The organism is Cohnella herbarum (genome assembly GCF_012849095.1).
Taxonomy (GTDB): Bacteria; Bacillota; Bacilli; order Paenibacillales; family Paenibacillaceae; genus Cohnella; species Cohnella herbarum.
The window spans coordinates 1,060,778-1,086,759 of the sequence record NZ_CP051680.1; the positions used below are offsets into that span (position 1 = coordinate 1,060,778).

The 25,982-nt window shown below is 52.6% G+C and carries 23 protein-coding genes; 18 read left to right on the forward strand and 5 right to left on the reverse strand.

Annotated elements, in window-relative coordinates; genetic code table 11:
• Positions 1–46 precede the first annotated feature (46 nt).
• Positions 47–478 carry a VOC family protein gene (locus tag HH215_RS04445; protein WP_169278811.1) on the reverse strand — a complete coding sequence of 144 codons (432 nt, stop codon included), beginning with the start codon at positions 476–478 and terminating at the stop codon, positions 47–49.
• A gap of 294 nt (positions 479–772) precedes the next feature.
• Here HH215_RS04445 and HH215_RS04450 point away from each other — a divergent pair, with 294 nt between their 5' ends.
• A complete protein-coding gene (locus tag HH215_RS04450) occupies positions 773–2,461 on the forward strand; it encodes a methyl-accepting chemotaxis protein (protein ID WP_169278812.1) in 1,689 nt (562 codons plus the stop codon).
• A gap of 74 nt (positions 2,462–2,535) precedes the next feature.
• Here the strand turns inward: HH215_RS04450 and HH215_RS04455 are convergent, their stop codons facing one another.
• The gene (locus HH215_RS04455) at positions 2,536–2,799 is read right to left on the reverse strand and encodes a DUF2653 family protein (RefSeq protein ID WP_254450361.1); all 264 of its coding nucleotides are present in this window, start codon (positions 2,797–2,799) and stop codon (positions 2,536–2,538) included.
• Positions 2,800–2,817: 18 nt separating this feature from the next.
• Positions 2,818–3,243: a hypothetical protein gene (locus tag HH215_RS04460; protein WP_169278814.1), complete on the reverse strand. Its 426-nt coding sequence runs from the start codon at positions 3,241–3,243 to the stop codon at positions 2,818–2,820.
• A 156-nt stretch (positions 3,244–3,399) separates the two neighbouring features.
• Here HH215_RS04460 and HH215_RS04465 point away from each other — a divergent pair, with 156 nt between their 5' ends.
• Positions 3,400–3,957 (forward strand): DUF309 domain-containing protein, encoded by a 558-nt coding sequence (locus HH215_RS04465; protein WP_169278815.1) that lies wholly within the window; start codon positions 3,400–3,402, stop codon positions 3,955–3,957.
• On the opposite strand, the gene HH215_RS04470 is transcribed toward HH215_RS04465, so the two are convergent.
• Together HH215_RS04470 and HH215_RS04475 are read right to left on the reverse strand one after the other, a co-directional pair.
• Positions 3,920–4,501 (reverse strand): beta-class carbonic anhydrase, encoded by a 582-nt coding sequence (locus HH215_RS04470; protein ID WP_169278816.1) that lies wholly within the window; start codon positions 4,499–4,501, stop codon positions 3,920–3,922. The genes HH215_RS04465 and HH215_RS04470 overlap by 38 nt on opposite strands.
• Before the next feature lie 20 nt (positions 4,502–4,521).
• Positions 4,522–4,863, reverse strand: a complete 342-nt coding sequence (locus HH215_RS04475) for an iron-sulfur cluster biosynthesis family protein (protein ID WP_169278817.1) — start codon at positions 4,861–4,863, stop codon at positions 4,522–4,524.
• A 127-nt stretch (positions 4,864–4,990) separates the two neighbouring features.
• On the opposite strand from HH215_RS04475, the gene HH215_RS04480 reads away from it, so the two are divergent.
• The 16 genes from HH215_RS04480 to hflX all read left to right on the forward strand — a co-directional run bounded on the left by HH215_RS04480 (position 4,991) and on the right by hflX (position 25,967).
• Complete coding sequence (locus HH215_RS04480) at positions 4,991–6,520, forward strand: carboxypeptidase M32 (protein ID WP_169278818.1); 1,530 nt, start codon at positions 4,991–4,993, stop codon at positions 6,518–6,520.
• 75 nt (positions 6,521–6,595) lie between these two features.
• Positions 6,596–7,567, forward strand: coding sequence for an aromatic acid exporter family protein (locus HH215_RS04485; RefSeq protein ID WP_169278819.1), 972 nt, complete (start codon positions 6,596–6,598; stop codon positions 7,565–7,567).
• 139 nt (positions 7,568–7,706) lie between these two features.
• Positions 7,707–8,270: an outer spore coat protein CotE gene (locus tag HH215_RS04490; protein ID WP_169278820.1), complete on the forward strand. Its 564-nt coding sequence runs from the start codon at positions 7,707–7,709 to the stop codon at positions 8,268–8,270.
• A gap of 190 nt (positions 8,271–8,460) precedes the next feature.
• Positions 8,461–9,903, forward strand: a complete 1,443-nt coding sequence (locus tag HH215_RS04495) for a putative amidoligase domain-containing protein (protein ID WP_169278821.1) — start codon at positions 8,461–8,463, stop codon at positions 9,901–9,903.
• Between the two features lie 62 nt (positions 9,904–9,965).
• Positions 9,966–11,081 carry a type 2 isopentenyl-diphosphate Delta-isomerase gene (gene fni, locus HH215_RS04500; protein WP_310735548.1) on the forward strand — a complete coding sequence of 372 codons (1,116 nt, stop codon included), beginning with the start codon at positions 9,966–9,968 and terminating at the stop codon, positions 11,079–11,081.
• Between the two features lie 100 nt (positions 11,082–11,181).
• Positions 11,182–13,887 carry a DNA mismatch repair protein MutS gene (gene mutS, locus HH215_RS04505; protein WP_169278822.1) on the forward strand — a complete coding sequence of 902 codons (2,706 nt, stop codon included), beginning with the start codon at positions 11,182–11,184 and terminating at the stop codon, positions 13,885–13,887.
• The gene (locus tag HH215_RS04510) at positions 13,884–15,305 is read left to right on the forward strand and encodes a S41 family peptidase (protein ID WP_169278823.1); all 1,422 of its coding nucleotides are present in this window, start codon (positions 13,884–13,886) and stop codon (positions 15,303–15,305) included. Before mutS ends, HH215_RS04510 begins: the two co-directional genes overlap by 4 nt.
• A 50-nt stretch (positions 15,306–15,355) precedes the next feature.
• The gene (mutL, locus tag HH215_RS04515; RefSeq protein ID WP_169278824.1) at positions 15,356–17,362 is read left to right on the forward strand and encodes a DNA mismatch repair endonuclease MutL; all 2,007 of its coding nucleotides are present in this window, start codon (positions 15,356–15,358) and stop codon (positions 17,360–17,362) included.
• Complete coding sequence (locus HH215_RS04520; RefSeq protein WP_169278825.1) at positions 17,359–18,135, forward strand: class I SAM-dependent methyltransferase; 777 nt, start codon at positions 17,359–17,361, stop codon at positions 18,133–18,135. The genes mutL and HH215_RS04520 overlap by 4 nt, the downstream gene beginning before the upstream one ends.
• Positions 18,128–19,117: a tRNA (adenosine(37)-N6)-dimethylallyltransferase MiaA gene (gene miaA / locus HH215_RS04525; RefSeq protein ID WP_169278826.1), complete on the forward strand. Its 990-nt coding sequence runs from the start codon at positions 18,128–18,130 to the stop codon at positions 19,115–19,117. Before HH215_RS04520 ends, miaA begins: the two co-directional genes overlap by 8 nt.
• 29 nt (positions 19,118–19,146) lie before the next feature.
• Complete coding sequence (hfq, locus tag HH215_RS04530) at positions 19,147–19,389, forward strand: RNA chaperone Hfq (RefSeq protein WP_115993032.1); 243 nt, start codon at positions 19,147–19,149, stop codon at positions 19,387–19,389.
• 248 nt (positions 19,390–19,637) lie between these two features.
• Complete coding sequence (locus tag HH215_RS04535; RefSeq protein ID WP_217362274.1) at positions 19,638–22,145, forward strand: transglycosylase domain-containing protein; 2,508 nt, start codon at positions 19,638–19,640, stop codon at positions 22,143–22,145.
• 217 nt (positions 22,146–22,362) lie between these two features.
• Positions 22,363–22,923: a ribonuclease FAU-1 family protein gene (locus tag HH215_RS04540; protein WP_169278827.1), complete on the forward strand. Its 561-nt coding sequence runs from the start codon at positions 22,363–22,365 to the stop codon at positions 22,921–22,923.
• A gap of 83 nt (positions 22,924–23,006) precedes the next feature.
• Positions 23,007–23,591, forward strand: a complete 585-nt coding sequence (locus HH215_RS04545; protein ID WP_254450362.1) for a YdcF family protein — start codon at positions 23,007–23,009, stop codon at positions 23,589–23,591.
• A gap of 74 nt (positions 23,592–23,665) precedes the next feature.
• Complete coding sequence (locus tag HH215_RS04550; RefSeq protein ID WP_169278829.1) at positions 23,666–24,649, forward strand: AAA family ATPase; 984 nt, start codon at positions 23,666–23,668, stop codon at positions 24,647–24,649.
• 28 nt (positions 24,650–24,677) lie between these two features.
• Positions 24,678–25,967: a GTPase HflX gene (gene hflX / locus HH215_RS04555; protein ID WP_169278830.1), complete on the forward strand. Its 1,290-nt coding sequence runs from the start codon at positions 24,678–24,680 to the stop codon at positions 25,965–25,967.
• The last annotated feature ends 15 nt before the right edge of the window (positions 25,968–25,982 follow it).

Here is a 25,982-nt window from a genome sequence, read left to right on the forward strand (position 1 = left end):
CCAAAAGCGTATCGCTTCCGGGGCAGCCTCTCTTTTTTTTATTCGGTTACATGCCCATCGTTTCGCCATTATCATAGTTAAACTGCCATCCGATTCCGAACTTGTCTTTCAGACTCCCGTAGCATTTGCTCCAGAACGTTTCCTGAAGCTCCATTCCCACGGTGCCGCCTTCTTTCAGTTTGTGAAAAAGCGATTTGATTCTATCGATATCCTTATTCACGATGGAGAGGCTGATATTATTTCCTTCCACGAATGGCATCCCGGGGAAAACATCGGAAAACATAACGGTGCTTCCATCAAGATTAAGCCGGGTATGCATGACCAAATTTTTCGCCTCTTCGGGAATGGGATAGTCCGAATTAGGGTGCGATGAGCCGAAAGTCATAATATTGGGTTTCTCGGAACCGAATACCTCGGCGTAAAACTCGGCTGCTTCGCGACAATTTCCATTAAAATTCAAATATACATCGATAGCCATTAAATTCACTCCTAAATCGTAGATTTTGGATTCATGCATGACAATCCCATTATATCATTACCCGTTACCCCGAAAATATCCAAGTCGATAATCTCGAAGGGACGGTTCGTAAAATCATATTCGATAGGACAATCAATCGGGAGATCCTATCAATCGGAAATATTTATTCCTGCGATAAAGCCCTTTATTTGTAAATTTAAGTAGAATTTTATTGGTTTTTTAGAATCGTCCCTTCTATGATATCAGTAGCTAGTGCATATTTTTGCCAATGCGTCAAACAACAGGGGGAGAATAATGAGATCAGTAAGGACGAAGCTACTTGGCTCTTTTTTGATCGTATTTGCGTTTGTAGTGTTGCTTGGAGTAAGCGGACTAACCCAAATCAAGAAAATGGGAGAGTTTACGAAAGAGATTACGACGTATTGGATGTTCGGGATCGAGACGATAAGTCTAGTAAATATGAACATCGAGCAATATATGGGGAATTACTACCAATCTTTAACTACGAAAGATGCTGCACAGCTAGCGAAGCTCGATGAAGCCAGCAAAGCCTATATTCTTTCAATCGATAGTAACATCAAGAAATACGAGGAAACGCTTGGCGACGGCGACAAGGAAGACTACGAAGCGCTTAAGGAAGCCTGGGCGCGTTTCCAGGTCGGACTTGAAGCGAGTAAATCGAAGACGGCCAGCAAGGAAGAGCTTGCTCAGGCAACCAAAGATGTCTCGCAAGCGTTCATCGATTTAAGAGCGACCGTTGATTCGTTGATCGTATATAACCATGAAGGTGCATTGCAAAGCCAGAAGGATAGCGATGTTATCTATAAGGACACTTCATCGAGCCTACAATATCTAGGTATCGTGATCTTAATCGTACTTATAGCGCTCGCTTGGGCCTTGATCGTTAACTTGACTCGGCCGCTGAAGGCGACTACCGCAATCATGAATCGAATATCCGCGGGGGATTTGAAGATTGAACCGCTCGTCATTAATCGGAAGGACGAATTCGGGGTCATGATGGAATCCGTCAACAAGACGTTAGCGAATCTTCAACTGTCGGTTAGACAGATGCAAGACGCCGCGACTTCCGTCGCGACGGCATCCACGCAGCTCTACGCGAGCTCGGATCAGAATTCCGAAGCGGCCCGCCATGTATCGGAGTCGATCGGTCAGGTAGCGGTAGGTTCGGAGGAGCAAGCCGTAACGGCAACCGAAGTCGGACGCGTCATGGATGAGATGGCGGATGGCGTTCAGCGTATCGCGGAAACGACAGGCGAGGTTTCCGAGCTGTCTCAGCAATCCACCGTTCGCGCGAATAGCGGGTTGGAGAAGATAGAAGAGGTAACGGACAGAATGTATCGCGTTCAAGGCTCCGTCGATCGCGCAAGCCAAACGATTCGCAAGCTTGAGGAGCAATCCGCGCAAATCAGCGAAATATCGTCGTTGATCGGCGATATCGCTTATCGTACGAACTTGCTGGCTTTGAACGCCGCAATCGAGGCTGCCAGAGCGGGAGAACATGGCAAAGGTTTCGCGGTCGTCGCCGGCGAAGTGCGCAAATTGGCGACGCAGAGCAATGAATCCACGCAAGGGATTATCGAGCTCATCGCGTCCATTCAGCAAGATACGGCATCCGCAGCCGATACGATGAAGAGAAGCCTTGCGGAAGTTCAAGAAGGCGTCATCGCCGTAGAGCATGCCGAGCAGGCGTTCAAGGAAATCGTCGTCTCCTCCGGCGAAGTATCTACTCGGGTGCAAGAAGCGGCTGCTGCAGCCGAACAGCTTGCGGCAAGCTCGGAGGAAGTCGCGGCATCTATCGCGAATATGGGCAACATCGCAAGGCAAACCGCGGGCATGTCGCAACAAGTCGCGGCTTCGACGGAGGAACAATTGGCTTCGAGCGAAGAGATGACAAGATCCTCGCAGATGTTATCGGGCATTGCCAAGGATCTTCAGACGATCGTTCGTAAATTTACAGTATAATTATTAATGATGTTATTTGTATCGAATAGACAAAGCCCCGTACCGGGTTGACCGGTCGGGGCTTTGTCCGTCTATTATTCGATATCGGCCCAAATCTCGTCTTCGACGTCCAGTCGAATTTGCGAAGGGTAGACGCGTTGGCCGAATTCTTTCAAGACGTAGCGGATGATCGCTTCCTTGATGTTCGCTTCGATCAGGAACCGGCTGCGGCCTTGAATCCACGTCTCCGCGCTGAAGCCTCGATCCTCGTCGTAGAGCAGCTCTACTTCGACGGATTGAACGGGAACTTCATGGCGTTCGGCGAGATGGAGGCAAATGGCGTTGACGATATGATCCATGCCTATTCTCATATTCGGTTACCAACGGCGTTGATTGGAGGAATTAGACTGTCTCCGGCGCTTGAAGGCGTCGTATATGGCTCTGAACACCATGAACAAGACGAACAAGGCCAAAGCGTTAATCAAGAATCCCATCATGTTGCCGAAGAAACCCGAACCGAACATTCCGCCGAACAAGAGTCCTGCGAAACCGCCGATCATCATTCCTTTAATAAAGCTTCCGCCGCTAAAAAATCCTGGCTTATTGGGCGTTCCGGCTGTGGAAGACGATTTATTTGTCGTTGAGCTTTTGCTCACGTTATCTTGTGATTTCGCTGGTGTTTTGTTAAACGATTTTTTGCCTGAACTGAACGATCTCGGTTTTGCGTCGGCGTGATCGGCAGGCGCCGTTATCGCAAACGTAAAGGCAAATAGGCTGAGTACGATCAGTGCTTTTTTCCACATCGTGTTTGTTCCCCCTGTTGATAAGTTGAAATCTTACCCTATTACTTACGGATGAAAGCCGATCCGGTTTCAACGATTTAAGTGGATGCCCGCGAATCGATTTTGCGGTATGCTTAACTTAACGAACGTTTTAACGAATAAAAAAGGAGCAAGACAATGAAGACGACCCGGTATCCTGATGAATATATTCAATATTTAGCCGAGTACAACGGCTCACGCGATTACTTCGAATGCCATGAGATTATGGAGGAGTACTGGAAGGAGCACCCGGAATCCGCTTATGTTTCTTGTTGGCTCGTTCTCATTCGGATACCCGTGTGCTTGTATCATGCCCGGAGAGGAAATCGGAAGGGTGCCGTTAAACTGATGGGTAAAGCGGTAGAGGAAGCCGATCCCCGGCTCTTCGACGAGTTAGGCATTGATGGGGAGAAGCTCGTCGTTAAGCTGAGGGAAAAGATAGAGGAATGGACGAACGCGGAATCGATTTATTCGGATATCGAGTTGCCGATTCGCGATGACGGCTTGCTAGAATCGGCTAAGCAACGCTGTTCGGAGCTTGGCTATCGGTGGGGGATTCCGGGGTTGGAGGCAGGGAACGACGTCATTCACCGCCACCTCACGCGGGATCGAAGCGAAGTCGTGCTGGCGAGGGCGGAATCGGCTAAGCGCAAAGCGCTTAACCGTGAGCTTCCAGATAAACGTAGCCATCGGTGACCATTTCGAGTTCGCCCGTATCGGGATGGATGATGAGACCATGAACCGGCGTATTCGGAGGAAGCAAAGGATGATTCCGAACGATATCGACGCTGCTCTCGACGCTCTCCCTGACGCTGTCGAAGCCCGTTAGCCAACGGAAGAGATTGATTCCCGAATGGCGAAGCGTATGGATCACTTGCTTCTCTATGCCGCGTGCTTCCATGTGCGCGACGACGTTGTTCGGATCGATCCCCGTCATGCCGCATTCATGGTGACCGATGATAAACACTTCATGCGCGTTTAATTCATATAACGCGACAAGAATACTTCTCATAATATTACCGAAAGGGGACGTCAAGATTGCGCCGGCGTTTTTGATGATTTTGGCATCGCCGTTTTTCAAATTCATCGCTTTGGGAAGAAGCTCGGTTAACCGGGCATCCATGCAAGTGACGATAACCATACGTCTTTCCGGAAATTTCGTCGTTGTGAGGTATTCTTCATACCCTTTACTTTGTACGAATTCTTTATTATAAGCCATAATTTCATCCATTTTTCGCACAGTGGTTCCTCCTGGTTTACCTAGATCAAGGTTTTTGCCGTTCTTTTATCGATGAGCATTAATCGGTTAGTGTAGATTTGTCCATCGCTCGCTAATTTGAAAGCGCGTTTGTCCGGATCGTATGTCATGCGCATGACGTCGTCGAAAAACACTTCGTGACGCTTCTCGTACCAAACCGCTAGCCGATTGCTTTGCGTCGGCAGATCGTCATCCAGGGGCGCGTCGATCGCCCATAACGTCGCGACTCCGTTCATCGAACATCCGCAACCTTCGGAGTCTGAAACGAGTTTCCACGTAAGAGCGTCTTCGCCGAATCTGGTTTGTACTTCCGCAATGGCTTGTTCGCTCCATTGGATGATCATATTAAGGATTCTCCTTCGTTTAAGACTTGGCGCAACTTGCAGGAAAAACGATCAGGTAAGTTGATTATAAATTTTGCGGAAGGTATGATCAAGTTGACAATATTCTGCATGGAAAGGACGTGTTCTCATGAGCGCCTCGGAACAAGCGGTAGTTTCCCCTGTGAAGCGTTTTCGGGAATTAATCGGACAAATCAAACAATACGAAGAAATTTTAGGCGTTGTATATTGGGATATGAGAACAGGCGCTCCGCGTAAAGGAATCGAGCTTCGGTCGGAAGCCGTCGGCGCGCTTTCTTCGGAGACGTTCAGACTATCTACCTCTGCGGAAATGGGACAGTTGCTTGCGAAGCTGAGCGAACCCGAACAACATAGTCAATTAAGCGAAATCGATCGACGTCTGGTCGAGGAGACGGCCAAGGAATTCGAACGCAACCGTAAAATTCCGCCCGAGTTGTACCGGGAATACGTCGTCCTTACCTCGCAAGCGGAATCCGCGTGGGAAGAAGCGAAGGAAAACAACGACTTTCCGGGGTTCGTGCCTTATTTAGAGAAAATCATTGCGATTAACCGCCAATTCATCGAACTATGGGGAGTGAAAACGACTCCATACGATACATTGCTGGATATGTACGAACCGGGTCTTACGACGCTCGAGTTGGATCGTCTCTTCGGAGAGCTGAGGGAACGTTTAGTGCCGCTCGCGGAGCGAATCGCGCAATCCGAACATCAACCGGATACTTCCTTCTTGGAAGGGACCTTCGATAAGGAAGCCCAGAAGAAATTCAGCAAACTGATTCTGAAGGAAATGGGCTACGATTTCGAAGCCGGCAGGCTCGACGAGAGCGTCCACCCGTTCGCGACGGGGTTGAGTCCCGGAGACGTAAGGATTACGACGCGGTATTTGCCCGACGACATTACGAGCGCGTTATTCGGTACGATTCACGAAGGCGGTCATGCTTTGTACGAGCAAAATATTAGCTCCGACCTCGCGGGTACGACTCTGTGCACGGGAACTTCCATGGGCATCCATGAGTCGCAGTCGCGGCTATGGGAGAATATGATCGGGCGCAGCCTTGGATTCTGGCAACGGTATTTGCCGGATTTGCAGGCGCATTTTCCGGGTCAATTGGACGGGGTTACCGCGGAAGCCTTCTACCGGGGGATCAATGTCGTTCAGCCTTCGCTGATTCGGATCGAAGCGGATGAACTGACTTATAATTTACATATCATGATCCGTTACGAGATCGAGAAGATGTTATTTAATGAAAATTTGAACCCTCGCGACCTGCCGGAAGTGTGGAACAAGAAATATTCGGAAGCGCTCGGCATTACTCCTCCTAACGACGCCGAAGGCGTACTGCAAGACGTTCACTGGTCCGGCGGAGCTTTCGGATATTTTCCTTCCTATTCGCTCGGCAATATGTACGGGGCGCAAATGATGAATGTCGCGCGCCAGAAGCTACCCGATCTGGATCGGCAAATCTCCGAAGGGCAGCTGCTTCCTCTTAAGGAATGGCTGACGGAGCAAGTATACCAATACGGTAAGCTGCAGCGGCCAGCGGAGATTATCGAGCGCATTAGCGGACAATCGCTTCAATCTTCCTATCTATGCGATTATTTGGAAAATAAATATCGGGAAATCTATCGATTGGAATAGCTCGAGAACGGGGCGGAGACGAGGAAACTCATATCCGTCCCGTTGCATGGGAGGTACTCGCCGGGAGGAGTCAAGATGGGCTTTCGCGTCATAAAAACGGCATTGGCTACGCTGGCGGCGATCTATACGGCCTATCTCTTAGGGGTAGACAATTCGCTGTCCGCCGGCATTCTTGCGATCTTAGGCGTGGATACGACGCGTTGGCGCGGAATCAAGACCGTATTCGCTCGGTTTACGGCTTCCTTATTAGGATTGATGCTAGCTTCGGCATTGTTCGAATTTATCGGATTTTATTTCTGGGTATTAGCCTTATACATCATTCTAGCTTACCCCTTGTTAGCCAGAACCGGGCTCAAGGACGGAATCATAACCGGATCCGTCATCGTGTTCCATCTCTTCGCGTTCGGAGACGTTACGACGGTTGCGATCTTGACGGAGCTGAAGCTGCTCGCTATCGGACTCGGTTGGGCTACGATCTTTAATCTCGTGTATATGCCTAAGGAGAATAAAACGCTAATAACGCTTCGGGAGCGGACGGAGCAAGGATTTTCGGATATTTTCCGGCACTTGGCCATGCATTTGCGGTTTCCGGATACGTTATGGGATGGCGAGGAAGTGCTGATGACAAGCTCGGCGATCGAGGAAGGGGTTCAAGTCGCGCAACGGGCGCGTGAAAACAGGCTGATCCCCCAGGACGAGCCTTGGCAGCTTTACTTTCAAATGCGGCGCCAACAACTGGAATCTATTCAACTGATGATGGAGTCGGTAGCTTTCGTCTCGAGGCACGTCCCGCAAGCGGATCTGATAGCGGTGCTGTTCGATCGCTTGACCGAAGACGTGAAGTCGGACTATTACGAGGGCGAAACCGAACGGATGCTGACGGAGCTGGAGAAAAGCTTCAGGGGGCTGCCGTTGCCGCAGACGAGGGACGAGTTCGAGATCCGATCTTCGTTGTTCCAGTTAACCCGCGAATTAAGTCGTTATTTAGAGATTGCCAGCCGGGAAAAAAAACGGAAGTCAACTTCTGCCCATGCGATCATACAATGAAAAGTAAAGTCTATCTCGGCGAACGAATCCAACGGCGCCGGGAAACGGTTGCGGGTTGCTTCGATACATTTTTGTCACTCTAGACGAATGTCCTGCATAGACTTTAAGTGACTTGATCGTATGGAGGAGGTCTACTGAAATGGCTATTGCGGATAAACGGCTGCAGCGCAGGGAAATCATCACGAAGGCGGTTTGCGGCAAAGGCCGTAAGTTCTCGACGATTACCCACACCGTAACGCCGCCGCACCACCCGACCAGTATTCTGGGCGCGTGGATCATCAATCATCAATATGAAGCGGTGAAATCAGGGGACGGAATCGAAGTAATCGGGTCTTACGATATTAACATCTGGTATTCGTACAACAAAAACTCTCAAACCGATGTCGCGAAAGAAACGATCTCTTATGTTGAGCTCGTTCCCCTCTCGTACGTAGATCCGAAACATCGCTCTTCCACGGAAGAGGTATCTGCGGAAGCGACGCAGGAACCGAATTGCGTGGAAGCGACGATCAGTTCCAATGGTTCATCCGTAATCATCCGCGTCGAACGGGAATTCGCCGTGGAGATGGTGGCGGAAACTAAGGTGTGCGTCGTAGTCGATCCGAACGGATTCGACGACGATGGGAAAGAAGTGGACTTCGGCCTTGGTGACGATGGAGATTTCGAGGATCTCGATTCCGATTTACTGGAAGACGATTTGTAATCGGTTCGGTCATCGGCCGGTACTTAAGTCTATGCAGAGACGGAACAATAGTCGAGGGCGAATGCCCTGTCGGAACAACGGGATAAGCCTGATTGCAGCAGCGGCAAACATAGGGAAGGGTCATTCGGCTTCGGCGTTCATGCGCCGCCTGCGGGACGGCCCTTCCCGTGTTGCGTAAGGGGGACGCGAAGTGGTTAATAGGTCGGAAGCGGGTACCTTGTGGATCTATTGCGGCAAGAGCGGGAATAGAAGATCGGCTCTAGAGCGATTAGAGCTTCCCGAAATACGCGATCTCCGGCTCGCGAAGCCGAACGACTGCGTGATGATCGTCGGAGAATCCGAGGGCGCGGCTGTCGGTTCCATGAACCCGGTCGTTTCGTCCGTATCCCCTTGGCTCATGAACGCTGCCGCTTCCAGAGTCGCCTCATTGCCGCGCGAGGAGTTGGAACGGCGCTTGCGAAGGGAGGGCTTGCCAGCAAGATTCGGTGCAGGGAAGCGGGACGGAACGCCGATCTCGGTATCGGTATGGGGGCGCGCAGCCATTGAAATGAGACGCGTATTCCCGAATGCCAAAAAATTTAATGACGTAAAATATAAACGAAATCTTTGGGATAAGTCCGAAATCACTAGCGAGCATGCCATTTGGAAACCCGCCGAAAAACTATCCGTTCGCGCGCTGTACATGTTAGGGCTTGATTACGGTCAAGTCGATTTGTTACTAACCGAAGGCGGGAAACTTAGCATTACCGGAGTATCGCCATTCCTGAAAGAGGCGAGAGAAGAAGTTATCCCTACCCTTCATGAAGTCATACGCGGTTTCTCGGCCGTTTGGGCCGAGGAGACGTCGAATGGCGTTCGGGCAAAGCTCGGAGCCGACCCCGAATTCGTGCTGCTTTCGCCGGAAGGGCGGGTCGTCCCGGCTACTCGTTATTTTACGCCAGAAGGAGACACGGGAGCCGATTCCGTCCGGATTCGCGGCGAGAAACGCTGGCCGTTGGTCGAACTAAGGCCTAGACCGACTCTCTATCCGGAAAGCTTGACCTCGGACGTGAGAAGATTGCTTCAAGTCGCCGCCGAGCGTACGATAGGGAGCTCCCTCACTTGGAAAGCCGGAGCTTTACCCGTTCCCGGATTGCCGCTCGGCGGGCACGTCCATCTCAGCGGAGTGGCTTTGACGAACGAGCGGTTACGCGCGCTCGACAATGCCCTAGCGTTGCCGCTGCGTCTGCTAGAACCGCGAGAGGCCGCGCGAAGACGTCCTCGATACGGCTTCCTCGGTGACGCTAGAAGCCAGTCGCATGGAGGTTTCGAATATCGGACGCCGCCGAGTTGGCTTGTTTCTCCGCGGCTTGCGCTGGGGGCATTCGCCCTTGCCAAAGTCGCCGCGGAACATTCCCGGGAACTCGCATCGGACCGACCGCTGGATGAAGAGCGATATCGGGATGCTTTCTATCAAGGCGATCGTACGTTATTATTGGTAGCTATGGAACGGGTTCGACAAGTATTGGCTCGCACGAACGGTTATCTCGCTTATCGCGAGCCGATCGATTTTCTGTTCGATTCGATCGAACGAGGAAGAAGCTGGGACGAGAGCAGCGATATCCGGTTGAAGTGGCGAATCCCGATTCTTTAAGACGGTCGTTGTTATGCCAGGTTGTCTAGAATGAAAACAAGCTTTTGTGTAGTTTCCCGCTTTTGTTGGACAAGCTTAATTTAACAGTTACTTATTCGAGAGGTGCGAGGGCGATCAAGAATTCAGAGACGGGGCAAGTACCGGGGGAAAAGCCGGATATCGGCCGCAGGAAAAAAGAACATATCGAGATATGCCTGCATGAAGACGTGGAAGGCAGGGGTGAAGGAACGGGATTCGATAGGTATAGATTCCGTCATCTCGCGCTACCCGAAGTCAACTTTAACGGAATCGATACTTCAACCCAATTCCTTAATCGCAAGTTAAGAGTTCCGTTCATGGTCAGTTCCATGACCGGCGGAACGGACGAAGCCGGCCGAATAAACGTGAGATTGGCGGAAGCCGCGGAACGCAAAGGCTGGGCGATGGGACTCGGTTCGCTTCGCGCGGCGATCGCTAATCCTTCTACCGCGCGGAGTTATCAAGTCCGTCAACATGCGCCTAACGTACCGCTGCTGGCGAATTTGGGCGCGGTTCAGTTAAACTACGGCTTCGGAATCGAGGAATGCCGCAGAGCGGTACAAATGACGGATGCCGATGCGCTCGTCTTGCATTTGAACGGTTTGCAGGAATTGTTCCAGAACGAAGGGGATAACAATTTCGGCGGGCTATTGAATAAGATCGAGCGCTTATGTCGCGAAGCCGAATTTCCGATCGGCGTGAAAGAGGTCGGATGGGGAATCGACGGAGATACCGCAAGCAAGCTGGCTGACGCGGGGGTATCGTTCATCGACGTTGCGGGCGCGGGCGGCACCTCTTGGATCGAAGTCGAAAAGCACCGTTCCGCAAATCACTTAACGCGCGAGGCCGCCAAGGCGTTCGAGGACTGGGGAACGCCGACCGCGGAATGCATCGCGGAGACGAGGGCGGCGGTACCGGATGCTTACGTGATCGGGAGCGGAGGGTTGGCGAACGGCGTGGATGCCGCGAAAGCGATCGCCCTCGGCGCCGACTTGGCTTCCTTCGGCAGATCTCTGCTTGCTCCCGCGCTACATTCCGCGGAACGGTTGTCGGAACTGTTCGATAGGCTGGAATTCGAGCTGAAAGCAGCGATGTTCGGTATCGGCGCCGCCAATATGAGCCAGTTAAGCCGGACGGAACGGTTGCTGAGAATGAACTAGCCATATCTTTTTGGACACGAACTGTCCCGGCACAATTCATTTTTGGTATAATGAGATATTGAACTTGTTAGCCACTGCTTATGATACCGGGAGGAAGACCATGGCTGGATATACCCCCATGATGGAACAATATTTATCGGTGAAGGCGACCGCGAAGGATGCTTTGCTGTTTTTTCGCCTTGGCGATTTCTATGAAATGTTTTTCGAGGATGCGATAACCGCCTCGAGGGAGTTGGAAATTACGTTAACGGGTCGGGGAGCCGGGCAAGAAGAACGGATTCCGATGTGCGGAGTTCCCCATCATGCCGCGGAAGGTTATATCGCTCGACTAATCGACAAAGGCTACAAAGTTGCCGTCTGCGAACAGGTGGAAGATCCGGCGAGCGCGAAGGGCGTCGTGAAACGCGAGATCGTTCGGATCGTTACGCCGGGGACGGTCATGGATTCGAAAATGCTCGGAGACGCCTCGAACAATTTTATCGTGGGCGCCGCTCGGCAAAGCGCGAGAGTCGGGATCGCGGCTTGCGATTTGACGACGGGTGAACTGTACGTGACCTCTTTCGCGGAATCGAACGAAGCCGTCAAAAATATCATGAACGTCTACAGGCCGTCGGAAGCCGTCGGCGACGAAGCTTCGATCGCCGCGATTAACGCGGATCTAAATCCAACGTCGCGCGCCGTCCTCACTACTGTGCGGGAAGAAGCGGATCTGAGGAGATTGGCCGATCAATTTCCGGAAGAACCGTGGAGCGTGCACGAACCCGTAAGGCAGCAAGCGGTAGCGCGCTTAATCTCTTATTTGGATGAAACGCAGAAGAGGTCGCTCACCCATCTACGTTCTATCAAAGCTTACGATTCGGAATCCTATATGTCCTTGGACGCTTTCACTAGGCGAAACCTTGAACTTACGGAAACCGTACGCGATCGCTCGCGCAAAGGTTCGTTGCTTTCTCTACTAGACCGCACGCGGACGGCGATGGGCGCTAGACTGCTTAAGCGTTGGATCGATCAGCCCTTGCTTAACCAGGCGGAAGCGGAACGCAGATTGGATGCCGTAGAGGCGTTGCACGGCGATTGGATCAAACGCAAGGAGCTTCGAGACGATCTCGGCGAGGTGTACGACTTAGAAAGACTCGCCGGGAGAATCGCGTACGGAACGGCGAACGCGAGAGATTTGAACGCGCTGAAAAATTCGTTGAAGCGTATTCCGGCTATCCAGCAATCTTGCCGGGGATTAAACGCGACGCCGCTTAACGCTCTCGCGGACCGAATGGATTCCTGCGACGATATCGCCCAAGCGATCGAACTCGCGATCGCGGACGAGCCTCCGGTGACGCTGAAGGACGGAGGAATCATTCGTCCCGGCTATGACAAAAAGCTGGACGAGCTTCGCGAGGCCAGCCAGAACGGCAAGCAATGGATCGCCGAATTGGAGCGCCAGGAGCGGGAAGCTACGGGCATTAAATCGCTCAAGATCGGTTTCAACAAAGTGTTCGGCTACTATTTGGAAGTGACCCGGGCGAATCTCGTAAATCTGCCCGAAGGCAGATACGAGAGGAAGCAGACGCTTGCGAACGCCGAGAGATACGTTACGCCGGAGCTTAAAGAGAAGGAAGCGCTCATATTAGAAGCAGAAGATCGCATGTTCGATCTGGAGTACGAGAGCTTCATTGCTTTGCGGGACAGCATCGCGGGCCAGATGGCAAGATTGCAACGGCTAGCGGAGAGCATTGCCGCGCTCGACGTGCTTCAAGCGTTCGCGGAGGCGAGCGCGGAACGCAGATATGCCCGTCCTAGCTGGACGGATGGCGACGGATACGATCTGACAATCGAGGACGGCCGTCACCCGGTCGTGGAATCGGTGAACGAGAACGGCGTATTCATCGCTAACGAAACGTCGTTAACGGCTTCCGAGGGTTCCATCCTGCTCATTACGGGGCCGAACATGGCGGGTAAGAGCACGTACATGCGTCAAGTGGCCATGATCTGCCTGATGGCGCAGATCGGTTGCTTCGTTCCGGCGAAGCGGGCGGTGTTGCCGTTCGTGGATCGCATCTTTACGCGAATCGGGGCGGCGGACGATCTCGTCGGCGGACAAAGCACGTTCATGGTCGAGATGAAGGACATTCAAGTGATGACGGAACAAGCAACGAAGAGAAGTTTGATCATCATCGACGAGCTTGGACGCGGTACTTCGACGGACGAGGGGATGGCGATCGCCCAATCGGTAATCGAATACGTACATAATCATATCGGCTGCAAAGCGCTCGTCTCGACCCATTTTCACGAATTGGCTCATCTGGAGCAATCTTTAACGGGGTTAAGGAATGGATGCATGGCCGTCAAAGAAAGCGCCGACGGAGTCACTTTCCTGCGGAAGCTCGTGCCCGGCGCCGCGGATTCCAGCTACGGGATCTATTGCGCGCAGCTGGCGGGGTTGCCCGAGACGATCGTATCGCGGGCATATACGTTGCTGAACGAACATGGATCGTTCGAGATCGGACTTACTCCCGATCGGGCGGTCGTGAAGGAAACGGCGGCGGCTTATACGGATTCCGCGGTTAGGACACCTCCGGTGATTGTTGCGCCAGCACCAGCACCAGCCTCAGCTCCAGCTCAAGACGTCGTTCAGTTGGCTATGTTCGGCGAACCCGCGCCTGCGGTCAAATCTTCGAAATCGACCGCGAACGATAAGCTGTTGGACAAGCTTCGCAAGCTTGACGTCATGAGAATGACGCCGATGCAAGCGTTGGAATGGTTAAACGACGCGAGGAACCAATTGACGGAAAGCGGGGAACATACATGAACTCGATCAGAAGATTACGCCTTATATTTTCGTTCGTACTTGCCTTAGCTCTGATTGCAACGGGGGCGCCGGCCGCGCTTGGAGCCACCACGGATCAAGTGGAGGAAGTTCGCGAGCTTCTCGAGCAATACCATCTGAGCAAGCCTAACGAAGAAGCGTTAACCGACAAAGAAATCGAAGCGATGGTCAAAACGTTAGACGACCCTTATACGCAATACTTCGACAACGAGCAATGGGAATCTTTTAATTCTTCATTAGAGCAAACGTTCGTAGGAATCGGAATCGTCATGGTCGAAGAAGACGGTGCCGTATACGTCGAAGACGTGATTTCCGGCAGCCCGGCGGAAACCGCGGGCGTACAGCCCGGAGACCTGCTTGTCGGCTCCGGCAGCAAATCGTTCAAAGGAAAATCCACGGCGGAAATTCAGAAAGAGCTTCTTGGGGAAGCGGGCACGGAAGTCGCCCTTAGCATCTCCCGCGGAGGCAAAGCCTTGAAATTCAAAATTACCCGCAAGAAGGTACAGATGCCGGTCGTTACGACGAAGATGCTCGAGAAAGGCGTCGGATACCTCGCATTGTCCGGGTTTACCATGGATGCGGGTACCAAAGTGAAAGAAGAATTGGAGAAGCTCGAGAAGAACGGATTAACGTCGCTGGTCTTCGATCTACGCAACAACGGGGGCGGCTATGTGGATGCCGCCAAAGAAATAGCCGGTTTGTTCGTGGAGGAAGGCGTTCTCGCCCATCTTCGCGATCGGGACGGCGTCGATCATCCGCTGGATATTAGCGGGTCCGTTAAGCCGTATTCCGTTGTCATGCTCGTTAACGGCAACTCGGCAAGCGCCTCGGAACTGCTATCGGGCGCCCTTCAGGAGTACGGTGTCGCTAAGCTCGTCGGTACGAAGACGTACGGCAAAGGCGTCGTGCAATCGATTATTCCCGTCCAGAGCGGCGGTATGTTGAAGGTGACGATTCAAGAGTATTATACTCCGACGGGCAAGAAAGTGGACAAAGTCGGCTTAACGCCCAATCTCGTATTAAACGGAGCCGCGCAACAATTAATCGGAGCGTTCCGATTGGCGGGCGGACAGAAACTGTCGCTTACGGCCAGCAAAGGCATATTAACGATCAATGGGGTCCGAATGGCTCAACCGGATGCGGCTTGGAAGGATAAGTCCACTTGGTTCCTGAATCTCAAGCTGGCCTCGTCGATCATCGGCGCTAAGCTGACTTACGATTCCAAGAAACATACGTATACACTGACTAAAGGCGACGAAGTTCAAACGATCAAGACGAACGATTCTCGTCTGAAGATCAAGGATGGACAATCGAACATCGACGTCAGTTTGTTGAAAAAATGGTTTGCCGGGTTTACCTACTCTGCCGCGGGAGAGACGATCAAGTTAGCCGCGAGCTAGAATAGCCTTATTAACAGATGGGCGTCATCGTCCCGAAGGAGTGAGTCGGCATGGGGATCATTCGCCCGCTTGATGAACATTTAGCGAATCAGATCGCGGCCGGAGAGGTGGTTGAACGGCCGGCTTCCGTACTGAAGGAATTAATCGAGAACGCCGTCGACGCGGGATCGACGCGCGTCGACGTATCGGCGGAAGAGGGCGGCCTTAACCTGCTTAGGGTAGCGGACGATGGCAGCGGCATTCAGCCGGACGATATGCTGCTCGCCTTTCAGCGTCACGCGACGAGCAAAATATCGAGCGGCAAGGATCTGTTTCAGATCGCGACGCTCGGATTCCGGGGCGAAGCGTTGCCCAGTATCGCGGCCGTTGCCAAAGTTAAATGCGTAAGCGCGACCGATGATAGCGGGTTAGGCAGACTGCTTGAAATCGAAGGCGGCAATATGCTGGCCAATCGCGATACGAACGCTCCTAAGGGCACGGAAATGGTTGTTAAGGATTTATTCTACAACACGCCGGCAAGACTGAAATACATGAAGACGATCCAGACGGAGCTGGGCCATCTGTCCGACGTCGTCTATCGTCAAGCGCTCGCCCGCCCCGACATCGCGTTCACTTTTTCCCACAACGGGAATTTGTTGCTTCGAACGCCGGGGAACGGCGATCTCCGCCAAGTCGTGGCCGCCATATACGGAACGGCTTCGGCGAAAGCGATGATCGCCGTCAATGAAGAAAGTCCCGACTATACCCTAATCGGGCTGACTGCCATGCCAACGGAAACGAGAGCGAACCGCAACGCGGTCACCGTTCTGGTCAACGGACGATATGTCCGCAGCCAGGCGGTCGCTCAGCCTCTGCTTCAGGCTTACCATACGTTGCTGCCGCTGCACCGTTATCCGCTAACCGTGCTCGATCTGAAGATGCATCCTACGCTGGTGGACGTGAACGTTCACCCCGCTAAGTTGGAAGTCAGGTTCAGCAAGGAAAACGAATTGCGGGCATTCGTCGAAAGCGCGATTAAGAAAGCCTTAAGCACCGAAGCTTATATCCCGTCAGGAGCGGCTGTGCGAGCGCCTAAGACGAATACGTGGGTGCAGGATCAGATCCGTTTCCAAGTTCCCGCCGTGGAGCCTTCGCTTAAACCGGTATCTTCGGAACTGGCGGCAGCGTCGGAGCTCGAAGCGATGGAGTCCCTCATTGCCGAAACAAAAGCCGGATACGCAAGTCCTTCGTTCTTCCCGTCAAATCAATCCGACAACTATGCGGCTCTGAATGATCCGATAGAGAGGACTGCCAATCCTTCCAAGCCCTATAACGGCTCGAAAGATTCGTACTCCTCCAATAAACCCGGCACATCTTACGGCTCGGATAATTCGGGAGGGTCGCCGTGGGCGGAGAAACCGGTCGTGGAGAAAGTTCCGGAACAGATTTGGAAATCGGCTTTTGCCGTTCCGGACGTTCAGCCGCGAGTTCCGGAGTTTCCGGAGCTTAGCTGGATCGGACAACTGCATGGAACCTATATCGTCGCCCAGAACGTGAACGGCTTATACTTGATCGATCAGCACGCCGCGCACGAACGCATTCACTACGAATTCTACTACGATAAATTCGGACGCCCGGAGGAAGCCAGCCAAGAGCTGCTTCTTCCCGTAACGTTGGAGTTCGCTCCGGACGAATGCGCGGTTCTGCGCGGGCGATTGGCCGCTTTCGAGAGCGCGGGCGTATACATGGAGGATTTCGGCGGCAATACCTTTATTATCCGCGCGGTGCCTCATTGGTTTCCCGGAGGCGACGAGGCGGCGGTCGTACGCGAAATGGCGGAATGGATCATTCAAGAACGAAGCGTCGATCTGCACGCGTTGCGGGAGAAGGCGGCGATTATGTGCTCCTGTAAAGCCTCCATTAAAGCGAATCAAGCTTTAACGAGGGAGTCGGGCGAGAAGCTGTTGCAACGCTTGGCGGCTTGCCGTCAACCGTACACATGCCCGCATGGACGACCTATCGTCGTGAGCTTTAGTACTTACGAGCTGGAGAAAATGTTTAAGCGGGTGACGTCTTGATCGTAACGACATCGGAACATCCGGAAGCCGTCATCGTCGACCGGGCGATTCGATTGGCGGCCGAGTTGGAGGGGCGTTACGTTCCGCGCTCCAACAAGACGATTCGGTCGATGCACGGGAAGTGGGAGGACGACGAAATCGTCGTCGTCGGAGAAAAAGAAATACGGCTCATGTTGGAAGGGCAACAACCGTTTTATTTTCATCCGAGCATGGCGCTTGTACGATTGAAGAGACTAAGATCCGGCGGGAACGATACGCTGCTGACCGTGTCCGGGGTTCAATCGGGTGATATGGTGCTGGATTGTACGGCCGGACTATGCTCGGACTCGTTAGTGTTCAGTTACGCGGTCGGAGAAAAAGGCAGAGTCATTGCGATGGAAGCCTCGAACGTGTTGCACGCGATCGTAAGAGAGGGACTGCGCGTATACGAAACGGGCTTGGCGGATATCGATCGCGCGATGAGGACGATTGAACCGGTTCTCGGCCATCATGAAGAGATTTTGTCCCGAATGGAAGACAACAGCGCGGACGTCGTATACTTCGATCCGATGTTCGATCGGCCGGTTACGACTTCCAGTTCGATGGTCCCGCTAAGATCGCAGGCTCTGCGCGCCGCCCTGTCGGCAGAAACCGTCCGGGACGCGAAGCGGGTAGCCCGCAAGAAAGTCGTGCTTAAAGATCATCGCGCCAGCGGCCAGTTCGAACGGTTAGGCTTCCGCCTGGCCCGGGCGTCCGCATCCTCGGTAGCATACGGAGTGATAGACATTGAATAACGAAACGAGGGACGATCGTCCTCCGTTGCTTGTCCTGGTCGGTCCGACCGCGGTTGGCAAGACGGCGTTAAGCTTGCGAATAGCGCATGCCTTAAACGCGGAAATCATCAGCGGGGATTCGATGCAAGTGTACCGCCGTATGGACATCGGCACGGCAAAGCTCATGCCTGACGAGAGAGAAGGCGTTCCTCATCATCTCATCGATATTTGCGAACCGGAGCACTCTTTTTCCGTGTCCGAATTTCAGAGCTTGTGTACCGAGAAAATCAAAGAAATCCATGGCCGAGGCCGAATTCCATTTATCGTGGGGGGTACGGGATTATACGTAGAGTCCGTCTGCTACGGATTTCAATTTCAGGATATCGGAGCGGATGAGGCATTCCGGGAACAGATGAGAGCTTTCGCGCGCGAGCAGGGAGCCCAAGCGTTGCATGATCGATTGGAAGCCGTTGATCCGATCACGGCGGCCAAGCTGCACCCGAACGATGAAGGTAGAGTGATTCGCGCGCTCGAAGTGTTTCATCTAACGGGTAAACCGCTATCCGAAACGCAAGACCAGTCGCGGGGTGACGACAAGAAGTCCCCCTATCGGCTTTGCATCATCGGACTGACGATGGATCGGGCGGAATTGTACGAGCGTATAGAGCAACGAATCGATCAAATGATGGATGCCGGTCTCGTCGAAGAAGTTCAAGCGTTATTGTCTGCGGGAGTGCCCAGAGACGCCGTTTCGATGCGCGGGCTCGGCTACAAAGAGATCGTGGCATACTTGGCGGGGGAAACCGATTACGGGCAAGCGGTCGCGATTCTTAAACGGGATACGAGGCATTTCGCCAAGCGTCAGCTGAGCTGGTTTCGTCACATGAAAGCGTTAGAGTGGGTCGATATTGGGGAAGACGGAAAAAACAGCGATCTTTTCCCGAGGATATGTGCTATAATAGCAGGAAAGTTTCAGATTGACATTGAATATATTTGTTCATAAATATTTGTGGCGATGGGGGTTTACGGCCAATGAACAAGTCCATTAACATCCAGGATACATTTCTCAATCAACTTCGCAAAGACAGCATTCCGGTCACTGTTTATTTGACCAACGGGTTTCAAATTCGCGGCGTTGTCCGCGCTTTTGACAACTTCACCATCGTAATCGATAGCGAGGGACGCCAGCAAATGGTATACAAGCATGCGATCAGCACGTTTATGCCGCAGCGAAACGTATCTCTCATGCAGCAAGATAGCGGTTCTGATAACTGATATCTCGTCGCAAGGAAAATGTTCTGAGCCTGCGATTCCAACCGCGTATATCGCTCCCCGCTTGGGGGCGTGGATTGCACGAACAAGCGCATGTGAAACTTTTCTCTACAGAGAAGCGTCTAACAGAATAGGCCGGCACATGAGCAACCCGTCACCGGGTTGTTCTTTCTTTATCCGTCAATGGGTGAAGTCGTTTATGTTGGGTAAATTAGAGATTAGAGAGAGTATGGATAGAAGGGGAGAACAAGATGAACCATCCTGAAGTTCCAAGCCAATCGGGCAGTAGTCGCAGAGGTTCCAACACCAGTAAAGCCAAGGGCAAAGGGAAGGGAAAAGGTCCTCGCAAAGGGAGAAAAAAAGCCGCACTTATCTGGTTGTTCTTCGTAGCCTTGTTCGCGATCGTATGCGCGGTCGTCGGATACTTGCTTATCATCTTGAATGGAGAACGCATTCTTAGCGCCAACATTAATAAATTGAATTTGGCTCAATCGACGATCATCGTAGATAAGAACGATAAGGAAATCGGTAAGCTATCGATGGCCGAAGGCAACAGGGAATTCGTGCCGATCAAAGAAATTCCCGAGCTCGTTCAGCAAGCGTTCGTCGCGACGGAGGACAAGAGGTTCTACGAACACAGCGGCGTTGACTTGTTAGGCATCGGACGGGCGCTCGTGAAGGACGTCATCGCGAGGAGCGCGGTGGAAGGCGCCAGTACGATTACGCAGCAGCTTGCCAAGAACTTATTCTTGAATGCAGACAAAACGTTGTTCCGTAAAGGAACCGAGGCATCGATCGCCTTGGCTCTGGAACAGCAAAAAACGAAACCGGAAATTCTCGAGCTGTACTTGAACCGGATTTATTTCGGTAACGGTCAATACGGCGTCAAAACGGCGGCGAAGTTTTATTTTAATAAACCGCTCGATAAACTCGAAATATGGGAAATCGCAACTTTAGCCGGCATGCCTAAGGCTCCTAGCGCTAATAATCCGGTCAAAAATCCGGAGAAGTCGATGGATCGCAGAGCGGTCGTGCTGAAGCTGATGTTCGACCAAGGCCTGATTACGGAAGCGGAGAAGGAAAAGGCGGCTAAAGTGGTTTACAAACCGACGTCGGCCACGAAAACCGCTAATTCGAAATATTTGACTTTCATCGATTACGTATTGGACGAAGCGATGGAGAAAACGGGCAAGAGCGAGGAAGAGCTGCTCAGCGCGGGCTATCGGATCACGACGACGATCAATACGAAAGCTCAGATCGCCATGGAGAATGAATTCGCCAATGCCGACCGATTCGATAAGAGCAAGGACGATATCATCGTGCAGGGAGCCATGGTGATCATGGACCAGCATGACGGATCATTGATCGCGATGGTCGGCGGACGGGATTACCAGAAGCAAGGCTGGAACCGCGTAACGAAACAACGCCAGCCGGGCTCTTCCTTTAAGCCGATCATGGATTACGGCCCTGCCGTCGAGACGGGAGACTTCTTCCCTTGGTCGCTCGTGCAGGACGTTAAAAAGTGCTATGGAGATTATTGTCCTTCCAATACGAACGGCTATAAGGGAGCCATTCCGATGAAGGAAGCGATCAAGGAATCGCGTAACGTTTCCGCGGTGTGGTTGCTGAATGAAATCGGCATCGGCAAAGGGCTCGATTTCGCGGAGAAGCTGGGGTTCCAGCTCGAGAAGGAAGACCGCAATCTCTCGACCGCGTTAGGCGGTCTGACTCGCGGGGTTACCCCGCTTGAGATGGCAAGAGCCTATGGCGCGTTCGCTAACGGGGGGACGTTGCAGGATCCCCACAGCATTCTGAAAATCGAGAATAGCCAGAAAAAACCGGTATACGAGTATAAGAGTACGAAAGCGAAGCAAGTCATGGACGAGAATACCTCCTATTATATGACCGAATTGATGAAGGGGGTCACGCAAAAAGGAGGCACCGGGACGAAGGCCAGCATCAGCGGCCGGACGGTCGCCGGTAAAACCGGTACGACGCAAGCCGGGATTCCGGGATATAAAACGAGCAAAAACCGCGACGCCTGGTTTGTCGGGTATACGCCGGAATGGACGGCAGCGGTCTGGATGGGCTATGACAAAACGGATAAAGATCATCTGCTGGATTCCAGCAGCAGTAAATCGGCGCAGCTCTTCTCGGCCGTCATGTCGAAGGCGCTTGAAGGAGTGGAGCGTAAGAGCTTCCCTACGCCTAGCGGCATGAAGGAAGAGGAGGAACAGAAGCTTCCGGGCGTTAGCGGTCTGATCGCGGCTTACTCTCCGGAATTCGTTTCGGTCGAACTGACATGGGCGGCCGTCGAAGGCAAAGACGTCACTTATAAGGTTTACCGCAAGGAGGCTAGCGAGGCCGAATTCAAGCTATTAGCCCAGGTTGAGAGCGAGACTTTCGACGATCTTGCGATTTTGCCGGATCAAACGTTCAGTTACTACGTAACGGCTTATCAGGCAGACAAGAAGTTGGAAAGCGAGCCTTCGGAGACCGTTACGGTGACCGTTACTACCGGCTTGGAACCGACTCCGTCGCCGGGAGAGGGTGGCGAAACTCCGCCGCCGGGCGAAACCGGCGAGCCGGGAGCGACGCTTCCGCCGATCGAAATCGAGGTTCCTGGGACGACTCCGACGCCAACCCCAACGCCGACTCCGACGCCTACGCCGCCGGAAACGCAACCGCCGGTTTCGACCGATACTCCGGTTGAAGGCTTTAGCTCGGATACGCCGGCAGAAGAAATTCCGTTGCCTTAAGCTTAATACGAAAAAGCATTGGTTCAAGGACATAGTCCTTTACCAACGCTTTTTTGTTTTTAAACGGTAATGGAGATGTTAGATGCGATTGCCCTGCGAAAGGAGAGCGAAACTGGTTCGAGAAGGCAAGTTGTGGTAAGCTTTGATTATATTGAGTTGCCGTGCGGGCAACGCGTGTTCAGAATATAACGTTGGACTGAAGGAAAGGAAAGACGTGATGAAACGTAAATTTTCGGATCGGGCGAATTGGCGGCGAATATTAAAGAAGAGTTATGCGTGCATACCGATGGATGAGCCTCAGTTCAGAGGTTTCGTAACGATGTATCGAATCCATGAGCTGAGGGATCCCTTATGGAAGGAATACAACGGGCGAAGAATGTGTTTAGCGGATCGCGGATATTTATGGATGCAGCATTTTCCGCGGGGAGAGCACTTCGTGGTGACGACGATGTTCGACGACAAGGACCAGGTCGTGCAGTGGTACATCGATATTTGCAAAGTACAAGGACTGACCGATCAACAAGTGCCGTGGTTCGATGATTTGTTTCTGGACATCGTCGTTCTGCCGACCGGAGAGAAACTGTTGTTGGACGAAGACGAGTTGGAAGAAGCGTTGGACGAGGGCCAGATCACTCCGCGCGATTCGGCGATGGCGCAGAAGACCGCGGCTCGTTTATTAGATTTGATCAATCAAAATAAATTCCCGTATTTCGACCTGAGCTTAACGCATAGAAAGCAGTTGCTGGATAAGTTGGGGTGGGAGAAAGGAACCGTTTAATGAACGGATTCGCCAAGGGGAAGCCGCTTATTTCATCTTCCATATCCCGGTCGCGTAATCGCCGATCGCGGTGGTTTCGCCCATTGTTATGGGTATCGTCGATCGGGTTATTGGCTTTGCTAGCGTGGTGTCTATCGCTTTATTTCGTCATTACCAAATTCGAGGGTACGCCTAAACCGGGAACCCCGATAAGCGCGGATGTAGGCATAGTTCTTGGTGCAAGGTTATGGAACGACAAACCGAGTCCGGGATTGCGGGAACGGCTGGACCATGCGCTCGGATTATACCGCGACGGCACGTTCAGCCACTTCATCGTAACCGGAGGTTTGGATAGCGGCGGCGCCACGATCACCGAAGCGGAAGGCATGCGCGACTATTTAGTCGGGCAAGGCGTTCCCGAAGCTTCGATCATTATGGATTCTTTGTCGCGAAGCACGTATGAGAACCTTATTTTCGCGCAAGAAATCATGCGGCAGCACGATTGGTCTAAAGCGGTCGTAGTTACGCATGACTACCATGGTTCAAGGGCGGCCGATATCGCTAAGAAGGTCGGGTTGAAGCCCGTTCAAGTTAGCGTAACGGAATCGCATGTGCTGAACATGGCTTACCATCAATCGAGGGAAGTTCTGGCTTATACGAAATGGCTAGTAACGAAGCTCTTCCTATGACTAGGGATCGGACGAACGGAATACATTGGTATTGCGGCAAATTCGTCGACACAAGCCATATGGGGTGAAGCTTGATGAACGCTAAAACAAGCACATCGGAACCGAGGGAAGCTTCGGCCGCGCAGAAGAGACCATCTCGGCAAATCAACGTCGTTCTGCGTAATGCGGATCCGGACATGAATTCCGGTATGGGAATCGCGGCGGATATCGCCGGCAACGCCAAATCTTTGCCCCAATCCGGTCCGTGGGTGGAGTGGCAGAAGGAACTCGACCGAATGGTCGGGTTAGACAACATTAAGGAGCTCGTATACGAAATATACGCCTTATTGCAAATCATGCAGTACCGGAATGAAGCTAACCTCCAAGCCCAGGCGCAAGTTTTTCATATGATTTTCAAAGGGAATCCAGGTACGGGGAAAACGACGGTCGCCAGACTGATCGCGAAGCTGTTTCAGAGTATGGGGTTGCTCGCGAAAGGACATCTCATCGAAGTGGAAAGAGCCGACCTCGTCGGCGAATACATCGGCCATACGGCACAGAAGACTAGGGAATTGGTTAAGAAGTCGTTGGGCGGCGTGTTGTTCGTCGACGAAGCTTATAGCTTGGCCCGCGGCGGCGAGAAGGACTTCGGCAAAGAAGCGATCGATACGCTCGTTAAGGCGATGGAAGATTACAAAAATCAATTCGTGCTTATTTTGGCGGGGTACACGTTGGAAATCGAGTCTTTCCTGATGACGAATCCGGGTTTGCCTTCGCGGTTTCCGATTCAAATGGAATTTCCGGATTATACGGTCGATCAACTTATGCTGATTGCCGAAGGGATGACCAAGGATCGGGATTATACGTTGATGCCGCAGACTTTGTTTAAGCTGCGCCAGTTGATTATTCATGAAAAGTCGGAGTCCATCTTCGATTTCAGCAACGCGAGATACGTTCGCAACGTGTTGGAGCGGGCTATCCGATATCAGGCCGTGCGATTGCTCTCTCAATATCCGGCCGGATCTCCCGGGCGGCTTGAGCTCATGGCGTTGCGTCCGGAAGACGTACGGAGTTTATAATACGAACCAGAAAGAAAGAGGGCCGCCGATGCGACAAAGCAGCTATGATACGGGAGCCGGGGAGCAGGAGAAAGCTCTGCTCGTCAGCCTGGTAACCGACCACGTAAGAAGATCGGGAGCCGATCCGCAGCATTCGTTGGAAGAACTTGCTTCGCTAGCCGAAACGGCGGGCGTAGAAGTTATAGATTCGATCATGCAAAATCTGGACGTACCGGATAAAAGATATTTCGTCGGTAAAGGCAAAGCGCAAGAAATCCGCGAGATGGCCGAAGAGACCGGCGCGATGACGGCGATATTCGATCAAGAGCTCTCGGGAGCGCAGGTGAGAAACCTGGAAGAAGTATTGGATATGAAGATCATTGACCGCACTCAGCTTATTTTGGATATTTTCGCTGGGCGAGCCAAAACGCGGGAAGGGATTCTTCAGGTTGAGCTGGCTCAGCTCTCCTATCTGCTGCCGAGATTGTCCGGTCACGGTAAGAACCTGTCGCGTTTAGGCGGGGGTATCGGTACGAGAGGTCCCGGAGAGACAAAGCTGGAAACCGATCGCAGGCACATTCGGGACCGCATCACGGAATTGAAGCGACAGTTAGAAACGGTAACGGCCCATCGCAATCTGCACCGGGAGCGCCGACGCAAAGTCGGCGCGGTTCAGGTCGCGCTTGTCGGTTATACGAACGCGGGCAAATCGACGTTGCTTAGACAGCTTACGGACGCGGACGTCTTGGCGGAGGACAAGCTATTTGCTACATTGGACCCGACTTCCCGTAATTTGACCTTGCCAAGCGGCAAGGAAATCATCCTGACGGACACGGTAGGATTCATTCAGAACCTCCCGCATGATCTCGTAGCCGCCTTCCGCGCTACGTTGGAGGAAGCGGCCGAAGCCGATTTGCTGCTGCACGTCGTGGACGCTTCCTCGCCGATGCGCGTTAGGCAACAGAAAGTCGTAGACGAAGTGTTGCAAGAACTTGGAGCGGGCGGCAAGCCTATGTTGATCGTCTATAACAAAATCGATCTGAGTTCAGAGACCGCGTTATCCATGCTTACCGGGGGGCAGGACACGATCCGCGTGAACGCCTTCGTCGAACAGGATATGTCGCGTCTAAGGGAAGCTATCGAAGATCGCATTCTCGGGGAAGTCGCGGAGTTTCGCATTCCGGCATCCCGCGGAGATTTAGCCGCTTTAGCCTATCGCGTGGGAGAAGTATTGGGTCAGGAGACGGATGAGGATTGGCTTCTCCTTACGGTCAGGCTCAACCCGGCGGATATGGAGAAATCAGGCCGGGCGTTAGAGGCCTTTAGAGCTTCGGAGTAAATTCCTGCGATATTA